This window comes from Labilithrix luteola, assembly GCF_001263205.1.
In the GTDB taxonomy this organism is placed as follows: domain Bacteria; phylum Myxococcota_A; class Polyangia; order Polyangiales; family Polyangiaceae; genus Labilithrix; species Labilithrix luteola.
In genome coordinates, this window is sequence record NZ_CP012333.1 from 4,441,430 (window position 1) to 4,458,249 (window position 16,820).

The following is a 16,820-nucleotide window of genomic DNA, read 5'->3' on the forward strand; positions in this document are numbered from 1 at the left end:
GCCGCAGCGCGAATCACACCGAGGCGCGCTTTTCCCGGGTCCAGGCGAGGAGGCGCTCGGGCGTGCCCGCGTTGGCGATTCGATCGGGGTCGATCCACGCGCGTTCGGCGTTGCGGACCGCGTTGTCGACGCGATCGAGCTCGTCGTGGTGGTGCGCGTCGCTCGTCAGAACGAGGGTGACCTTGCGCGCTCGACACTGGCGCAGCGCCTCCACGGACATGTCGAGGCGTGGAAGCGCACCGTTGATCTCGAGGGCGGTGCCCGTCTTTTCGGCCGCCGAGAAGATGGCGTCGAGATCGAGTTCGATGGGGGGCCGCCCGCCGATCATGCGTGCCGAGAGGTGCCCGATCATGCGCACCGTCGGATCCTGCATGGCCGTGACGATGCGCTTCGTCTGCCCAGCGCGATCGAGCTCGAAGTGGTCGTGCACGGAGGCCAGGCAGAAGTCGAAGCTCTTTCGGAACTCCAGATCGTAATCGAGCTCGCCGTTCGGTCCGATGTTGAGCTCGACGCCGTGGAGCAGCGTGAGCGAGTCGCCGAGCTCGGCCTGCATCGCGCGAATGCGCTCTCGCTGTGCGAGCATGGCGTCACGACCGACGCCGGAGACCGTTCCTTCGGCGTGATCGGTGAGGGCGAGGACACGGTAGCCGCGGGCCTTCGCGGTGGCCACGACGTCTTCGAGCGAAGAGCGGCCGTCGCCGGAAACCGTGGTGTGGACGTGGAAGTCGCCGATCACCTTCCCGATGCGGCCGGGGAGGGCGCCACGCTCGGCCGCTTCGATCTCGCCGCCGTCTTCGCGGAGCGCGGGCGGAATCCAGGGCAGGCCCAGGGCCGCGTAGATCTGCTCCTCGGTCTCGCTGGCGATGACCTTGCCGCCTTCGAGCTCCGAGAGCGCGTACTCGTTGAGCGTCCAGCCTTTGGCGAGCGCGCGCTGCCGAAGCTTGATGTTGTGGCCTTTGCTGCCCGTAAAATAGAGCTGCGCGGCGCCGAGCTGGTGTTCGGCCACCACGCGTACGTCGACCTGCGTGCCGCGACGCGTGACGATGCTCGTCTTCGCGTCACCACGGACGAGCACGCGATCGACGAGCGGCATCGAGATCACCGCGGTCATCACGGCGGTCGCGTCTTTGGCGGCCACGACCACGTCGACGTCGCCGACGGTCTCGGAGAAACGGCGGAGCGAACCGCAATACGAAGCGTGGATGGTCCCCGGCACCTCGAGGATCCGCGCGATGATGCGGTTGGCGAGCGGGAGCGCGACGGAGATCGGTGTGCGTCCGACCGAGCCTTGCTGGTCGAGCCGCGCGAGGGCCTGCGTGAGCTTCTCCTCGGACTTGGCGCCGAAGCCTTTCAGCTCACGGAGCTTGTGGTCGGCGAGGACCTTGCGGAGATCGTCGAGCGACTCGACACCGAGCTCGGCGCGGAGCTTCTTCACGGCCTTCGGCCCGAGGCCCTGGATCTTGAGGAGCGCCACGATGCTCGCGGGGTGCTTCTGGCGGAGCATCTCCAGCTTCTCGACCTTGCCCGAGTCGAGCAGCTCGCGGATCTTCTCGGCCGTGCTCTTGCCGATGCCCTCGACCTTCTGCAGCTCCTTGGCCGACATCTTCGCGAGATCGGCGCTCTGCGATTCGATCGCATGGGCCGCGCTCTCGTAGGCGCGGACGCGGAACGACTGCGGATCGCCCTCTTCGATCATGGTGAGCTCGGCGAGCTCTCGCAGCATCTCCAGTACGTCTTGCTTCGCGTCCGCCATGGACTCGTGATTACAGCGCAACTCGGTTGCGCTGGGGAACATCTGACAGCGATCGTGACAGACCTCTGCAGAGGGCCGAGAATTTCGGGCCCTCGCTGCGCCGTCCTTCTCAGCAGGCGCTCAGCAGGCGCGAAATTCTCGGTCCGTGCAGATGGTCACCGCAGTACCCTCGTTCGCGTGAGCAAGGAAGAGGCAGCCGAGATCCTGTCCATCGGGGGCCGAGACGTCCGGATCACGAACCCCAGCAAGCCCTATTTCTCGCGACGAACGAAGCTCACGAAGCTCGAGCTCGTGCGCTACTACCTGTCGGTCGCCGAGGGCGCGCTCAACGGCATCCGCGATCGCCCCGTCGTGCTCAAGCGCTTCGTCGACGGCGCCGAGGCCCAGCCTTTCTACCAGAAGCGTGCGCCGGAGAAGCGGCCCGAGTGGCTGCGCACGACCACGCTGTCGTTTCCCTCGGGGCGTACGGCCGAAGAAGTGGTGGTCGACGACGCCGCGGGCCTCGCGTGGATCGTGAATCTCGGATGCATCGAGCTCCATCCCCACGCGGTGCGAGCCGGCGATCTGCTCCACCCTGACGAGCTACGCGTCGATCTCGATCCGGGCCCTGGCGTCCCTTGGGGAGACGTGCGGCTGGTCGCGATGGAGGTCCGCCAGCTTCTGCACGAGCTTGGGCTCGTCGGCTGGGCGAAGACGAGTGGCTCACGCGGCATGCACGTCAACGTGCGCATCGAGCCGCGCTGGACGTTCAGCGAAGTGCGTCGTGCGGCGATCGCGCTCTCGCGCGAAATCGAACGGCGCGTGCCGACGATCGCGACGTCGAAGTGGTGGAAGGAGGAACGCCACGGCGTGTTCCTCGACTACAACCAGAACGCCAAGGACCGCACGACCTGCTCGGCCTACTCCGTCCGCCCGCTGCCCGACGCCCGTGTGTCGACGCCGCTTCGTTGGGACGAGATCCCCGATTGCGACCCGGCGGACTTCACGGTGCTGACCGTTCCCGAGCGCTTCGCCGAGATCGGCGATCCGCACGCGGCCATGAACGACGCCGTGGGCACGCTCGACAAGCTCCTCGAATTCGCGGCGCGCGACGAGGCGAGCGGCCTTCCCGATGCGCCCTGGCCACCCCACTACCAGAAGATGGATGGCGAGGCCCCGCGCGTGGCCCCCTCCCGGGCGAAAGGCGCGACCCCGAAGGCGGCGCCCAAGCGGGAGAAGATGCCCCTCATCGTCGTGGCGAACTCCCCGGACAAGGAGGCCGCCCTGGCCGGTCTGGAGCGCTGGAAGGCCAAATATCCCGAGGCCGCCAAGCTCCTGGCCGTCGACGACGTCCTCGTCGACTCGATGCGCGGAAGATCTTCGACCTGGACGAGGATCCGACTGAACCTCCGGCACGTACCAGAGGAAGAGCGGCCCCCTCAGGAGACGCCCGACCCCGACGACGACCCCACCCGCGCGTGGCGGGAGGCGATCAAGGCGGGGGCCAAGGACACGCCCTAGGGGGCTCTCCGTACCTGGCCCGGTCGGAATCTTTTTTCCGAGCCTCGGCTGGCCGTCGGCAGAATCTTTCCGAGCGATCAGCCCAAGTCCCTGAAATTCAGGGCAATCTGGGGTGGTCCGGGGCTTGCTGAAGCGTGCCTCCGTCAGACGCAGCGAAACGACCGACAGGGTCGTCGCCGACTGCGATTCGCGGAGAGCACGATGGCAACGAAGCACGAGCGCGGGTTTGTTTCGAGCAACGTCCAGAGCGAGTCGCACCCCGAGGCCGCCCTCGTCGCTGCCCTGCTCGCGAACGTGCCCTCGGCCTGGGCCCGCTTCCAGACGAACTACGATCGCCTCATCGTCCGCTGCATCAACAAGGTCACGCGCCGCTTCCACACGGTCGTGAGCCAGGACGATGTGAACGAGATCTATGCGTCGTTCTATGTCTCGCTCCTCGCGAACGACATGCACAAGCTCCGCACCTTCGATCCGTCGCGTGGCAGCTCCTTCTCGTCGTGGGTTGGCCTCCTTGCCATCAACGCCGCGTACGACCACCTTCGCAGCGTCCGTCGTGAGCCGAAGAAGGAGTGCCTCTCGGAGGCGTTCGAGCTCGCGTCGTCGTCGCCCGACCCGTTCGAGCTCGCGTGCGAGCACGAACGCGCGGTCATCGCCAAGCAGGCGCTTGCGGACTTCAGCGAGAAGGATCGCACTTTCGCCGCCCTCTACTTCGGTGAAGGTCTCGAGCCCGAAGTCATCGCGAAGAAGATGAACATCAGCGTCAAGACGGTCTACTCGAAGCGTCACAAGATCCAGGCCCGTCTCGAGTCCGTGCTGGTCAGCGCCGGGATCGACGCCCTCGCCGCCTGAGCGAGGCGTGACGAGGGGAAAGGCGGGTGCACAGGCGGGTCGTCAAAAACTGACATTCCGCTGTCAGTCAGGTGCGGTAGGGTCTCTTTCACAAGGGAGCCACCTGATGAAACTTTACCACTCGCCGTTCTCGTCGAATGCACTCAAGGCACGCGTCACCGCGCACCACCTCGGCATCGAGCCCGAGCTCGTGACGATCGACCTCGCGAAGGGCGAGCAGCGTCGGCCCGAGTTCATGGCGGTGAACCCGAACGGCAAGGTGCCGGTTCTCGTCGACGACGACTTCGTCCTCTCCGAGTCGCAGGCCATCATGGCCTACCTCGCCGACAAGACCCCTGGCCAGACGCTCTACCCCACGGAGCTTCGCGCGCGCGCCGAAGTGAACAAGTGGATGTTCTGGAGCGCCAACCACTGGGGTCCGTCGATCTCGCAGATCAACTGGGAGCGTCTGGTGAAGAAGTTCCTCGGTATGGGCGAGCCGGACGAGGCGGTCGTCGCCAAGGCGGTGACGATGTTCCACGACTTCGCCAAGGTTCTCGACAGCCACCTCGAGAAGCGCGAGTGGCTCGTGGGCAACGGCGTGACCCTCGCCGACATCGCCGTGGGCTGCCCGCTCATGGTCGCCGTCCCCGCGCAGCTCCCGCTCGCGTCCTACGCGAACCTGCAAGCGTGGTTTGCGCGCGTCCAGGAGCTCCCTGCCTGGAAGGCCGTCGCGCCCCGCGGGTGAACGAAGCGCGCGTCAGCGCGAATAGCGATGCTTCACGCCGACGGGGAACCATTCCGGATCGCCCGCGGCGTGGAGCGTGATGCGTGGGCGCTGGCGGTCTTTGGGGACGTAGGCGCCGAACTCGGAGTCGAGCTCGAGAAGGTGCGTCAGGATCGAGCGAGCGACTCTCTCTTCGAGCTCCGCACTCCCTTCGCGACCGGTCGCGAGCTCGACGGCAATGGCGAGCTCGAGATTCTGATCGGAGGCGGTCACGACCTGCATCACGAACTTGCCCGTGACGTGCGGGGCCACCTCGGGCTGCTCGAGGCCCACGCTCACCATTTCGGGAAAGACGTTCGCGCCGAAGTAGGAAATGGCGAAATGCGAACGACCGAAGACGTAGACGAACGGTAGCTCGCGAATCGCGCCTGCGCCGGCCTCTTGCGCCAGGCAGATGGGGTCGCAACCGAGGGCTCGCATGCGCGCCATCATCGCGTCGAAGGGGATCACGCCGCCGCGGTCGGAGATGTGATACCGCACGAGCGGCACGCCGTTTTCGCCGGTGAAGAGCAGCGTGCCTTCGTGCTCTTCGAAGTACCGCACGCAAGGGTCGAACTGCACGAGCGTGGGCAAGCGCGCTTCGCCGAAGATGGCGCGCGCGTCGTCGGGGCGGTCGGCGAGAAAGCGACGAATGGCGATGCTCACCGGTGTTTCGTTGCCCAGCACGCCTGCGTCGGCCGTGCCGTAGAGCGATGCCGAATCGAGCAGCGGCTGCTTCATGCCTGCGCGCTCGCCCATGAGCGTTCGCCATTGCTCGGTGAACACCTCGCCGGCGAGCACGAGCTTGATCGCATACTCGGACCACGGGATCCCCGCCGCGATGCCCGTGTCGACGACGTCTTTGAGGAATGGCGGATAGCCGAGCAAAACGGTCTGTTCGAATTGTGGAGCGAGCGCGGTGACGACGCGCAGGATCTCGGCCTTCACGTTGCCCGGGGTCACCGTGAAGATCGGATGCCCCTTCGAGGCGAGATGCCGGACGCACGCGGTCGTGAACATCCCGCCCACCCACGTCCCGAGTGGAAAGCAGACCACGGCGAGCGTGCGCTTGTTCGGGCTGCCGAAGCTGTCGGCGAAGATCTGTTCGAAGCGCCTCGCGATGGTGAGCTCGTCGGCCATCGAACGCGGCCAGAAAGTGGGCTCGCCCGTCGAGCCCGACGAGACCGCGATCGTGTCCGACGTGAAGATGTCGCCCTTTCGGCAGCGCGAGGCGAGCGGGTACTTCCTGAGGTAGCCGTCCTTCGTGAGGAGCGGCAGGCGCTCGAAGTCTTCGCGTGTGCGAAGGCGGGCCGGATCGATGCCGTGCTCGTCGAGGAAGGCGCCGTAGGCCGGCACGTCGCGCGCGGTCTCGTGGAAGAGGTCGAGCGCCCTCGTGACCGGATCTTCGGCTCGGTGTGCCTTGAAGAGATCGTCGAGTGACGTCCCGAGAAAGGCGTCGAACGCCGCGCGAACACGGTCTCGGCGAGCTTCGTTCATCGATCAGTGCGCGGCGAAGATCTTCGCGAGCTCGTGCGGGGCGACCACTTCGAGCTGGGCGTAGTTGCAGTCGGCGGGCTTCTTGTCGGTACGCCAGCGACGGAACTGCGCCGTGTGCCGGAAGCGTGTGCCTTGCATGTGATCGTAGGCGACTTCGACGACCAGCTCGGGGCGCAGCGCCTGCCACGAGAGATCCTTCTTTGCGCTCCAGCGGCTCTTCGCTCCCGGCATGCGTGCCGGTGCACCGGCCTCGGAGCCATCGCCGGCCCAGTGTTTCCACGGGTGATCGTCGAGCGCGTTCTCACGATACGGCGCGAGGAACTCGACCATCGCGCGACGCTTTTCGGCCGTGAAGCTCGCGGAGACGCCGACGTGCTGCAGCTGACCGGCCTCGTCGTAGAGACCGAGCAAGAGCGAGCCGATCGCGGTGCCTTCGCCGTCTTTGTGCCAGCGGAAGCCAGCCACCACGCAATCGCACTCGCGCTCGTGCTTCACCTTGAACATCGAGCGCTTGTTCGGCTCGTAGATGCCCGAGGCGGGCTTGGCCATGACGCCGTCGAGCCCGGCGCCCTCGAAGCGCGAGAACCAATCGGAGGCGATGGCGCGGTCTTCCGTGGCGGGCGTCACGTGGAGCGGCGGCTCGGCCTTCGCGAGGATCTCCTGGAGACGCGCGCGGCGCTCGCGGAAGGGCAGGCCGCGTAGATCGCGATCACCTTCCGCGATCAGATCCCAGAAGACGACCGACGCCGGCATCTCCTGCGCGAGCATCTTCACGCGCGAGGCCGCGGGATGAATGCGCGACTGGAGCGCCTCGAAATCGAGCTTCGAGCCGTTCGCGATGACGACCTCGCCGTCGAGCACACAGCGCTCGGGAAGTTGGGCCTTGAGTGGCGCGGCGAGCTCCGGAAAGTAGCGATCGAGGCCCTTCTCGTCACGGCTCTGGATGAAGAGCTCGTCGCCGTCGCGGAAGATCAGCGCGCGAAAGCCATCCCACTTCGGCTCGAAAATGAAGTCGCCGTCGTCCGGGAGGTCGGAGACGCGCTTGGCCAACATGGGGAGAAGGGGCGGATTGAAAGGGAGCTGCACGCCGCCAGGGTACGCAAAACATCTCCCCTCGTCGCTCTCGCTTTTCTCGACGCGGTGCTCCGTCAAAAATCGCAGAACTTGCCGTCACCGTAGGCGCGGCACGTCAAGGGAATGCCGAGCTTGGTGGAGAGCGCCGTGCAGTCGCTGTCGCCGTTTGGGCAGGCGCGGGCGCATTCACCGAGCCGATTAACGCGAGCGCTTGCGCAAGACCTCGATCGAGTCGCCGCCGGTGATGCCGCCGTCCGGCATTCTCAACATCCAATCCGCAACGCGCGTGCGGTCGACGGTGACCGGCTTGCCGGCCGATAGATTCGTGGCGTAGCCGGGCGTGTTCGAGAGCGTTCCCGAGCAGCCTTTGGCGTCGCATGACGAGACTTCGACCCACATCCACTCGACTTGATCCGAATCGGCGTCTGCACCTGGAATGGGAAATGGCCCTTTGACGTACAGCTGTCCGTCGCGTCGTTCGAAGCGCTGGACGGCGCGTGGCAACTCTTTGCGCGCGCGACCGGCGACGCCCTCGAGTTCCTTGTCGAAGGCTGCGTGCACGACGTCGGGAGGCTCGCCGAAGAGGTTGGCCATGGCCTCGTCCCAGTCGGGCGAGCTCTGCGCGACGAGCTCGACCATGTCGTTGTCCGGATCGCCCTCCGTGCGCTCGGCGGGGACCGCATCGACGGCGACCGGTTGCGAAGCGGCGGGCGCTTTGGAGAGCTCGGTGGGCTTCTTGCCGGTCATCGTCGCGAGCTCGGCGAGCGATACTTTGAACGGGAGGTCCGTCTTGCCGGCGACGACGTCGTTCGCAATGGCATTCACGACGTGCGAGAGCGACGTGGCAGCCCGCATGCTCGCGCCACGGAGCATGAAGTCGGGGCTTCCGTAGCGGGCCATGCCGAGCGTGAGGAGGCGCGCGGTTCCGTCTTCTTGTCGATAGAGCTGGATGACGATCTGCTTCGGTGAGAAGACGGGCTGCCCGAGTGGAACGGTGATGACGTGCGCTGCGAACTGCGATGCGTTCTCGATGCGTCGCTCGGTTTCGTCGTAGACGAGTCCGCCGAGTGCGTCGGCGACGATCGCGGTGGCGGCGAACCCGGCGCGTGCCACGAGCTGATCGTTCGTCACGGGACCGTGTGTTCGCACGACGACCACGGTGGGCCGTGTGGCGATGGTCGCCCGTTCGGCGCGCGAGAGGCTCGAGCCGATGACGTCGAACGACTCGGGCGGCGGAAGGATGTAGTCGTCGGCCGTGGTCGTCTCGACCTCGAAGCTCTCGGCGTCGAGAACGAACGTCTTCACGGCAGCGCATGCCGAGCCACAGACGTGCGTGTCGAGGTGCGCCGCGACGGCCTCCGGATCGGCGATCTTGGCGACGGCCTCGGGCGACTTGTCCGTGAGAACGGCGAACTCCGAGCTCGCTTCACGGAGGCGTGGAAGCTTCTCGCGCGAGCGTGAGCTCGTCCCCGCGTCCGATGTGGTCTCCCCGCTGGAGCTCGCTGCGGACGACGATTTTTTTTCGTCGCTCGAGCTGGGCTCCTTGTCGTGCTGAGACGACCACACCACGAGCGCACCGACACCAACCACGAGTGCGCCGAGGACGAGGCGCACGCGCTGGTCGTTCGAGGGTTGTGACTTCCGCGCGGTTTTCTTGGTCGTGTTTCGCGCCATGGGCGGGCGCATCCTTCCATGACGCGCCCCAGGCCGCGACCTTGCCGATACGGACGACCATTTCGAAACGTTCTCGCAAGCTTGCGGTCCCCGTTCTCGCACATCGAATTTGTGTGGCAGGTCGCCTGGCGCGGTGCGTTACGGCTGATATACAAGGAGAGTCATGCGGCCTCCGTTCCCTCCGCCGTCGGCTTCCAAGGTGCCGGAATCACTGCCGGAATCACTCTATGAACCGTCGTTCGAACACGACGCGTGCGGCCTGGGTTTCGTCGTCGATCTCCAGAAGGGGGCAAGCCACCGCACCGTCGAAATGGGCGTCGAGATTCTGCGCCGCCTCGCGCACCGTGGAGCGGCCGGAGCAGATCCGAACACGTCGGACGGCGCGGGCATCCTCGTTCAGATTCCGCATCGCTACTTCGAGCGCGTTCTTGCCAAGGACGGCAAGGAGCTGCCGCTCGCGGGCGACTACGGCGTGGCCCAGTGCTTCCTCTCGCGCGACCCCGTGAAGAGCCAGCTTCAGATGAAGGCCTTCATGGACGTGGCGCGGTACCACAACCAGAAGGTCGTCGGCTGGCGTGACGTGCCCGTCGACATTCGCGCCGTCGGTCCGGTCGCGCGCGCCTCGATGCCCGTGATGCGTCAGCTTTTCATCGCGCGCATGTGCGATCGCGCCGCGTTCGAGCGCACGCTCTTCATGATTCGCAAGCGCGCGAGCAAGATGTGCGCGACCAAGGGCTACGGCGACGACTTCTACGTCGCCAGCTGCTCTTCGAAGACCGTCGTCTACAAGGGCCTCATGCGCCCCGAGAGGCTCACCGATTTCTATCGGGACCTCCTCGCCGACGACTTCGAGAGCCAGCTCGCCCTCGTTCACTCGCGTTTCTCGACGAACACGTTCCCCACGTGGGAGCGCGCCCACCCGTATCGTCGCATCGCTCACAACGGCGAGATCAACACGCTCCGCGGCAACCAGAACTGGATGCGCGCGCGCGAATCGCTTCTCGCCTCGCAGCACTTCGAAGAGCACATCGAGGACTTCAAGCCGATCATCCGCCCCGGCGGTTCGGACTCGGCCTCGCTCGACAACGTCGTCGACTTCCTCGTCGCCGGCGGCCGCTCGCTTCCGCACGTCATGATGATGCTCGTGCCGGAGGCGTGGAGCACGCAGCCGGACATGCCGCGCCACAAGCGCGATTTCTACGAGTACCACGCGTCGCTCGTCGAACCGTGGGACGGCCCCGCGGCGCTTGCCTTCACCGACGGCGAGATGATCGGCGCCACGCTCGACCGAAACGGTCTTCGCCCCGCGAAATACGTGGTGACGAAGAGCGGCCTCGTCGTGATGGCGAGCGAGCTCGGCGTGCTCTCCTTCGAGCCTTCCGACATCGCGGAGAAGGGGCGCCTTCAGCCCGGCAAGATGTTCCTCGTCGACACGAAGCGCAAATGCATCGTGTCCGACGAAGAGATCAAACGCGAAGTCGCCTCCACCCAGCCGTACGGCGAGTGGGTCGAGAAGAACAAGATCGAGCTGAAGGACCTGCCTGACGTTCCGGCGCTCTTTTCGATCGATCGCCACGAGCGCGAGCGACTCCTCCGCGCCTTCGGTTACACGCGCGAAGATCTCCGTGTGCTGCTCGGGCCGATGGCCCTCACCGGCGAAGAGCCGGTCGGAAGCATGGGCACCGACGTTCCGCTCGCGGTGCTCTCCGAGCGCCCTGTTTCGCTCTTCCGGTACTTCAAGCAGCAGTTCGCGCAGGTCACCAATCCGCCGATCGACCCGATCCGCGAGGACCTCGTCATGAGCCTCGTCAGCTGCGTGGGCGGTGAGGGCAATCTCCTCGCGGAGACGCCGGAGCAGTGTCACCTGCTCGAGCTGCCTCACCCGATCCTCACGAACGGCGACATGGCGAAGATCGTCCGCGGCGCGGGCGACTTCCGAGTCAGCGTGCTGCCCGCGCACTTCGCGGCGGTCTCCGAGAATCCCGAAGCGGCGCTGCGTGAGGCGCTCGCTACGCTGCGTGCAGCGGCCTCGCGCGCGGTCGACGATGGCGCGAAAATCCTGGTCGTCAGCGATCGCGCGGTGTCGGCCGACATGGCGCCGATCCCGAGCTTGCTCGCCGTGTCCGCCGTTCACCACCACCTCATTCGCGAAGGCAAGCGCGTACGCGTGGGCATCGTCGCCGAGACGGGGGACGCGCGCGAAGTGGCCGACGTGGCGCTCCTCATCGGTTACGGCGCCGGCGCCGTGAACCCGTATCTCGCCTTCGAGTCGATTGCCGAGATGGTCCACGACCATGCGCTCGAGCGCGACGTCGAGCTCGCGGTGGCGCAGAAGAATTACGTCAACGCGCTCAAGAAGGGTCTACTCAAGGTGATGAGCAAGATGGGCATCAGCACCATCGCCAGCTATCACGGCGCGCAGATCTTCGAGGCGCTCGGTGTCTCGAACGAAGTGATCGAGGAGTACTTCACCGGGACGGCGTCGCCGCTCTCGGGCGTCGGGCTCGACGTCATCGCGAACGAAGCGCTCGAGCGCCACGCGACCGGCTTTGCCTCCGGTGTCGACGAAGCGCGTTTGCAGGAGGATCTCCACGTGGGCGGCGTCTACGCCTGGCGCGCCACGGGCGAGCGCCACCTCTGGACGCCCGACAGCATCGCTTCCCTCCAGAAGGCCGTGCGCCTCGAAGACGCGAAGTCCTACGCCGAGTACGCGCGGCACATCAACGAGCAGACGGAGCGTCCGGTCACCCTGCGCGGTCAGCTCGATCTCGTTCCGTATGGGCCGGCCGTTCCGATCGACGAGGTCGAAGAGGCACGAAGCATCGTCAAGCGCTTCGCCACCGGCGCGATGAGCTTCGGATCGATTTCGAAAGAAGCTCACGAGAATCTTGCCGTCGCAATGAACCGCATCGGCGGCCGTTCGAACACCGGCGAAGGCGGTGAAGACGAGGCTCGCTACGTGCGCGACGCTCGCGGCGACGTTCGACGCTCGTCCGTCAAACAGGTGGCGAGCGCGCGCTTCGGCGTGACCACGCACTATCTCGTCAACGCCGACGAGATCCAGATCAAGATGGCCCAGGGCGCGAAGCCCGGCGAAGGCGGCCAGCTGCCCGGCCACAAGGTCGACTCGGTCATCGCCCGCGTGCGCCACTCCACGCCGGGCGTGACGCTCATCTCCCCGCCGCCCCACCACGACATCTACTCGATCGAAGATCTCGCGCAGCTCATCTTCGACCTGAAGAACGTCAATCCCCGCGCACGCATCAGCGTGAAGCTCGTGAGCGAGTCGGGCGTCGGCACGATCGCGGCGGGCGTTGCCAAGGCTCATGCCGACGTCATCCTCATCAGCGGTCACGACGGTGGAACCGGCGCAAGCCCGCTTTCGTCGATCCAGCACGCAGGCACGCCCTGGGAGCTCGGGCTCGCGGAGGCGCAGCAGGTGCTCCTCCTCAACGACCTGCGCTCACGCGTGATCTTGCAGGCCGACGGTCAGCTCAAGACCGGTCGCGACGTCGCCTTCGCCGCGCTCTTTGGCGCCGAGGAGTTCGGCTTTGCGACCGCGCCGCTCGTTGCGCAGGGCTGCATCATGATGCGCAAATGCCACCTCAACACGTGCCCCGTGGGGATTGCCACGCAAGACCCCACGCTGCGCGCGAAGTTCCAGGGGCAGCCCGAGCACGTCATCAACTACTTCTTCTTCGTGGCCGAGGAGCTCCGCCAGATCATGGCCACGCTCGGCTTCCGAAGCGTCGAAGACATGGTCGGTCGCGTCGAGTGCGTGACCCCGCGCGAACGACGCGGCAAGGCCCACACGCTCGACTTCGGTCGCATGCTCGCCAAGCCCAAGCCGGGGCTCACGCTCCACAACGAAACCGAGCAAGACCACGGCATCTATCACGTGGCCGATCGCACGCTCATCGACTGCGCGCGTCCGGCGCTCGATCGCCGCGAGCCGGTGCGCATCAGCTTCGGCATCACCAACGCGCACCGCACGTTCGGCGCGATGCTCGCCGGTGAAGTTGCTCGTCGACACGGCGCTCAGGGGCTGCCGGAAGGCACCATCGGCATCGAGGTCACCGGCACGGCGGGGCAGTCGTTCGGTGCTTTTGCCGCCAAGGGCATGACCATCACGCTCCAGGGCGACGCCAACGATTACGTGGGCAAGGGCCTGTCGGGCGGCATCGTGTGCGTGTATCCTGCAATCGAGAGCACGTTCGTCGCCGCAGACAACGTCATCGTCGGCAACACGGTGCTCTACGGCGCGACGAGCGGGCGTGCGTTCTTCGCCGGCAAGGCCGGCGAGCGCTTCGCCGTGCGCAACAGCGGCGCCACCGCCGTCGTGGAAGGCGCGGGCGATCACGCATGCGAGTACATGACGGGTGGTACCGTCGTCGTGCTCGGACGTACGGGCCGCAACTTCGGCGCCGGCATGAGTGGCGGCGTCGCGTTCGTCTACGACGACGACAACACCTTCGCCTCGCGCTGCAACATGGGGCTCGTCGCGATCGAGCCCGTCGCCGAAGACGAAGACGAAGCCACGCTCCACGCGCTGCTCACCGAGCATGTGGCCCGCACCGAGAGCGTGCGTGCACGAGAGCTCCTCGTCGGTTGGCCCATCCTCCGGACGCGCTTCAAGAAGGTGATTCCCATCGAGTACAAGCGCATCCTCGAGCAAGGTCGCCTCGCGGCGGCCAACGGCGGTAACGCCGATGCACCTGCCTCGGCTTCGGCGAAGAGCAGCGAGCGCCACCTCAAGCTGGTGAAGGGCTAGACGTCATGGCCGACCCCCGCGGATTCATCAAAGTGAAGCGCAAGAAGCCGTCCGAGAGGCCGGTGGACGAGCGCGTGAACGACTACGCCGAGTTCGTGCACGAGCCGTCGCCCGAGGAGCTCACCGCGCAAGCGTCGCGCTGCATGGATTGCGGCATTCCTTTCTGTCATCAGGGCTGCCCGCTCGGAAACCTCGTTCCCGAGTTCAACGATCTCGTGTGGCGCGGTCGCATGACCGACGCCGCGCGCGTTCTCCACTCGACGAACAACTTCCCCGAGTTCACCGGCCGCGTTTGCCCCGCTCCGTGCGAGGCCTCGTGCGTTCTCAACATCGATAACGCGCCGGTCACCATCAAAGACGTCGAGCGCACCATCGCCAACGCGATCGGCAGCGAAGGCCTCGTGCCCGTCGTTGCCAAGGTGCGGACGGGCAAGAAGGTCGCCGTCGTGGGCTCGGGTCCTGCCGGCCTCGCGGCGGCGCAGGAGCTCGCGCGCGCAGGTCACGACGTCACCGTGTTCGAACGCGACGACCGGATTGGCGGCCTTCTTCGTTACGGCATTCCCGACTTCAAGTTGGAGAAGGCCGTCATCGATGCGCGCCTCGAGCAGATGCGCGCCGAGGGCGTGGTCTTCCGCACGAGCGTCGACGTTCGCGCGGAGGAGCTCCGTCCCGCGTTCGACGCGGTGGTTCTCGCCACTGGCGCGCGCGTGCCTCGTGACTTGCCCGTCGCCGGTCGCGAGCTCGAGGGCATCCACTTCGCGATGGACTACCTGGTCCAGCAGAACAAGCGCGTCGCCGGCGATATGCTCGATTCGGCACGCGACATCCTGGCCACCGGCAAGCACGTCGTCGTCATCGGCGGCGGCGACACCGGCTCGGACTGCGTCGGCACGTCGAACCGCCAGGGCGCCGCGAGTGTCGTACAGCTCGAATTGATGCCGAAGCCCCCGCTCGTCCGCATGCCGGAGAATCCGTGGCCGGCCTGGCCGCTCGTCTACCGCACCTCGTCATCCCACGAGGAGGGATGCGGTCGGGAGTTCAGCGTCGTGACCAAAGGCTTCGCCGCCGACGCGTCGGGGAAGCGTGTCGCAAAACTCCTCGGCGTGCGCGCGCAGCTGACCGGCGGGTCGATTCGCGAGCTGCCCGGCTCGGAGTTCGAGATCCCCTGCGACATCGCCTTCCTCGCCATGGGGTTCACCGGCCCCGAGCGCGCAGGCCTCGTCGAGGAGCTCGGGCTCGCCCTCGATGCCCGTGGGAACGTCGTCTCCGACAAGTCCGGGGCGACCAGCGTTCCGGGGATTTTCGCGGCGGGCGACGCTTCTCGCGGTCAGTCTCTGGTGGTCTGGGCCATCGCCGATGGTCGTCGCGTCGCGGCCGGGGTCAGCGCTTTCCTGACGTCGCGCAAACTTCGCGTCCTTCCCGGCGGAGTCGGCGCACACTCGGCACCCTGAATCCTGATCAACACTGAACGCGGTGGGGTCGCGAGCTCTGCCCTAGGTATTTCCCGTACACGGCGCGTTGCTGATGCAACTTTGTTGCACGCAACTCGTTGCGCGACGTGCCAACTCATCGCATAAGGCGCGCAGCATGCGCCCATCTACGCTCCGGCACGCCGCGCTCTTCTCCGTCCTCCTCGCCAGCACCGCGGGGGTCATCGTTCAGGGATGCGCGACGTCCGAGACGGACTCCATCGACGACGAGGAGTCGATGTCGTCCGACGCCTCGACCAAGGACGGATCGAAGCAGAACGCGTCCGACGCGAAGTCCGACACGCTGATTCCCACGAAGGACGCGCAGCCCGATCCGGGCGAAGAGCCGGACGCCGACGTCGATCCCGGCACCGACTCCGGAACCGATGCGGGCAAGGACTCGGGAACCGACGCGGGCAAGGACTCGGGCACGGACAGCGGAACGGATTCCGGCACCGATGCGGGCAAGGACGCGGGAACCGACTCCGGTACGGACGCTGGCGCGGATGCCGGCGATCCCGGCCCGGGAGGCTCCGTCCTCCCGCTGCAGGGCGAGGTCGTGATCTCCGAGGTCATGTTCGACCCCTCGACCGACGACAACACGACCGAGTGGTTCGAGGTCTACAACGCCAGCGCGCAGCCGAAGCTTTTGAGCGGCCTCACCATCGAGGACTACAACGGTCGTAAGGCGACCATCAAAGGGACGCTCGAGATCCAGCCGGGCGCGTACATCCTCTTCGTCAACAGCCTCGCGGGAGCCACCAACACGGCGAAGATCCCCGCGTCGGTCATCGCCTACGACTACGGTGTCGGCACCACGCAGAATACGGTCATCCAGCTCGGTAATACGAACGGCTCGGTCGTTCTCAAGAACGGAACGACGGAGATCGCGCGCGCCAAATACAGCACGCTCGGTTTGACCTCCGGCAACGTCAATCAATCCGTTCAGCTCAAGGTGCTCACGTACGTCGCGGCCGCCGACAAGACGAAGTGGTGCCAGTCGCCGAACAAGTGGCCGGGCGGCGCGGACAAGGGTACGCCCGGCGCGGCCTGCGATTGCCCCTGAGCAGGGGCGCGGCTAGAGGGGACGACGTGGACTTTGCCTACGTCGTCCGAATCTCCTTCGAGGCCGACCGCGCCAAGGCCTTCGATGCGTTCGTCGATTGGCTCTTGGCCAAGCACGTGACCGACGTGTGCGACGCCGGGGGCTGCCACGGCGAAGTGCTGCTCGTCGACTCGGGCCTCGTCGTGGAGGCGCGTTATCGGTTTGCGTCGCGCGAGGCGTTCGAAGTCTACGAGCGCGATCACGCGCCTCGACTTCGGGTGGAGGCTCTCGAGCTGCTGGCCGCGAACGGCTGCGCGCCGAATGCGGGGGTCGTGTTCGCGCGCTCGTCGGGCCGCCTCGTCGGCGTTCGTTCGTAGGTTTGAATCGGGCAGGGGGCTGGGCGACGGGCGATCCATCGGTACTGGTCCATCCAGCGGGACGAA

11 protein-coding genes are annotated in these 16,820 nt (G+C 66.4%); 7 read left to right on the plus strand and 4 right to left on the minus strand.

Going from position 1 to position 16,820, the window contains the following annotated elements; translation table 11 throughout:
• Positions 1 to 13: 13 nt before the first annotated feature.
• Positions 14 to 1,753 (minus strand): DNA polymerase/3'-5' exonuclease PolX, encoded by a 1,740-nt coding sequence (gene polX / locus AKJ09_RS19820; RefSeq protein WP_169927680.1) that lies wholly within the window; start codon positions 1,751 to 1,753, stop codon positions 14 to 16.
• 177 nt (positions 1,754 to 1,930) lie between these two features.
• On the opposite strand from polX, the gene AKJ09_RS19825 reads away from it, so the two are divergent.
• From AKJ09_RS19825 to AKJ09_RS19835, 3 genes are all read left to right on the plus strand, one after another.
• Positions 1,931 to 3,253, plus strand: coding sequence for a DNA polymerase domain-containing protein (locus tag AKJ09_RS19825; protein ID WP_146648765.1), 1,323 nt, complete (start codon positions 1,931 to 1,933; stop codon positions 3,251 to 3,253).
• A 201-nt stretch (positions 3,254 to 3,454) separates the two neighbouring features.
• Complete coding sequence (locus AKJ09_RS19830) at positions 3,455 to 4,102, plus strand: sigma-70 family RNA polymerase sigma factor (protein WP_146648766.1); 648 nt, start codon at positions 3,455 to 3,457, stop codon at positions 4,100 to 4,102.
• 106 nt (positions 4,103 to 4,208) lie between these two features.
• Positions 4,209 to 4,829, plus strand: a complete 621-nt coding sequence (locus AKJ09_RS19835) for a glutathione S-transferase family protein (protein WP_146648767.1) — start codon at positions 4,209 to 4,211, stop codon at positions 4,827 to 4,829.
• Positions 4,830 to 4,841: 12 nt separating this feature from the next.
• Here the strand turns inward: AKJ09_RS19835 and AKJ09_RS19840 are convergent, their stop codons facing one another.
• From AKJ09_RS19840 to AKJ09_RS19850, 3 genes are all read right to left on the minus strand, one after another.
• A complete protein-coding gene (locus tag AKJ09_RS19840; protein WP_146648768.1) occupies positions 4,842 to 6,344 on the minus strand; it encodes a phenylacetate--CoA ligase family protein in 1,503 nt (500 codons plus the stop codon).
• Positions 6,345 to 6,347: 3 nt separating this feature from the next.
• Positions 6,348 to 7,430, minus strand: a complete 1,083-nt coding sequence (locus tag AKJ09_RS19845) for an ATP-dependent DNA ligase (protein WP_146648769.1) — start codon at positions 7,428 to 7,430, stop codon at positions 6,348 to 6,350.
• Between the two features lie 186 nt (positions 7,431 to 7,616).
• On the minus strand, positions 7,617 to 9,092 hold the full coding sequence (locus AKJ09_RS19850) for a DUF2314 domain-containing protein (protein WP_169927681.1): 1,476 nt from the start codon (positions 9,090 to 9,092) through the stop codon (positions 7,617 to 7,619).
• Positions 9,093 to 9,255: 163 nt separating this feature from the next.
• Here AKJ09_RS19850 and gltB point away from each other — a divergent pair, with 163 nt between their 5' ends.
• The 4 genes from gltB to AKJ09_RS19870 all read left to right on the plus strand — a co-directional run bounded on the left by gltB (position 9,256) and on the right by AKJ09_RS19870 (position 16,754).
• On the plus strand, positions 9,256 to 13,863 hold the full coding sequence (gltB, locus tag AKJ09_RS19855; protein WP_146648771.1) for a glutamate synthase large subunit: 4,608 nt from the start codon (positions 9,256 to 9,258) through the stop codon (positions 13,861 to 13,863).
• A 5-nt stretch (positions 13,864 to 13,868) separates the two neighbouring features.
• Positions 13,869 to 15,314 carry a glutamate synthase subunit beta gene (locus AKJ09_RS19860; protein WP_146648772.1) on the plus strand — a complete coding sequence of 482 codons (1,446 nt, stop codon included), beginning with the start codon at positions 13,869 to 13,871 and terminating at the stop codon, positions 15,312 to 15,314.
• Positions 15,315 to 15,450: 136 nt separating this feature from the next.
• Complete coding sequence (locus tag AKJ09_RS19865; RefSeq protein WP_146648773.1) at positions 15,451 to 16,398, plus strand: lamin tail domain-containing protein; 948 nt, start codon at positions 15,451 to 15,453, stop codon at positions 16,396 to 16,398.
• Between the two features lie 26 nt (positions 16,399 to 16,424).
• The gene (locus AKJ09_RS19870) at positions 16,425 to 16,754 is read left to right on the plus strand and encodes a hypothetical protein (RefSeq protein ID WP_146648774.1); all 330 of its coding nucleotides are present in this window, start codon (positions 16,425 to 16,427) and stop codon (positions 16,752 to 16,754) included.
• Positions 16,755 to 16,820 lie beyond the last annotated feature (66 nt).

Coding starts and splice junctions, on each gene's coding strand:
- AKJ09_RS19860 (WP_146648772.1), top strand. CDS start 13,869: ATGGCCGACCCCCGCGGATTCATCAAAGTGAAGCGCAAGAAGCCGTCC.
- gltB (WP_146648771.1), top strand. CDS start 9,256: ATGCGGCCTCCGTTCCCTCCGCCGTCGGCTTCCAAGGTGCCGGAATCA.
- AKJ09_RS19840 (WP_146648768.1), bottom strand. CDS start 6,344: ATGAACGAAGCTCGCCGAGACCGTGTTCGCGCGGCGTTCGACGCCTTT.
- AKJ09_RS19850 (WP_169927681.1), bottom strand. CDS start 9,092: ATGGCGCGAAACACGACCAAGAAAACCGCGCGGAAGTCACAACCCTCG.
- AKJ09_RS19830 (WP_146648766.1), top strand. CDS start 3,455: ATGGCAACGAAGCACGAGCGCGGGTTTGTTTCGAGCAACGTCCAGAGC.
- AKJ09_RS19835 (WP_146648767.1), top strand. CDS start 4,209: ATGAAACTTTACCACTCGCCGTTCTCGTCGAATGCACTCAAGGCACGC.
- AKJ09_RS19865 (WP_146648773.1), top strand. CDS start 15,451: ATGCGCCCATCTACGCTCCGGCACGCCGCGCTCTTCTCCGTCCTCCTC.
- polX (WP_169927680.1), bottom strand. CDS start 1,753: ATGGCGGACGCGAAGCAAGACGTACTGGAGATGCTGCGAGAGCTCGCC.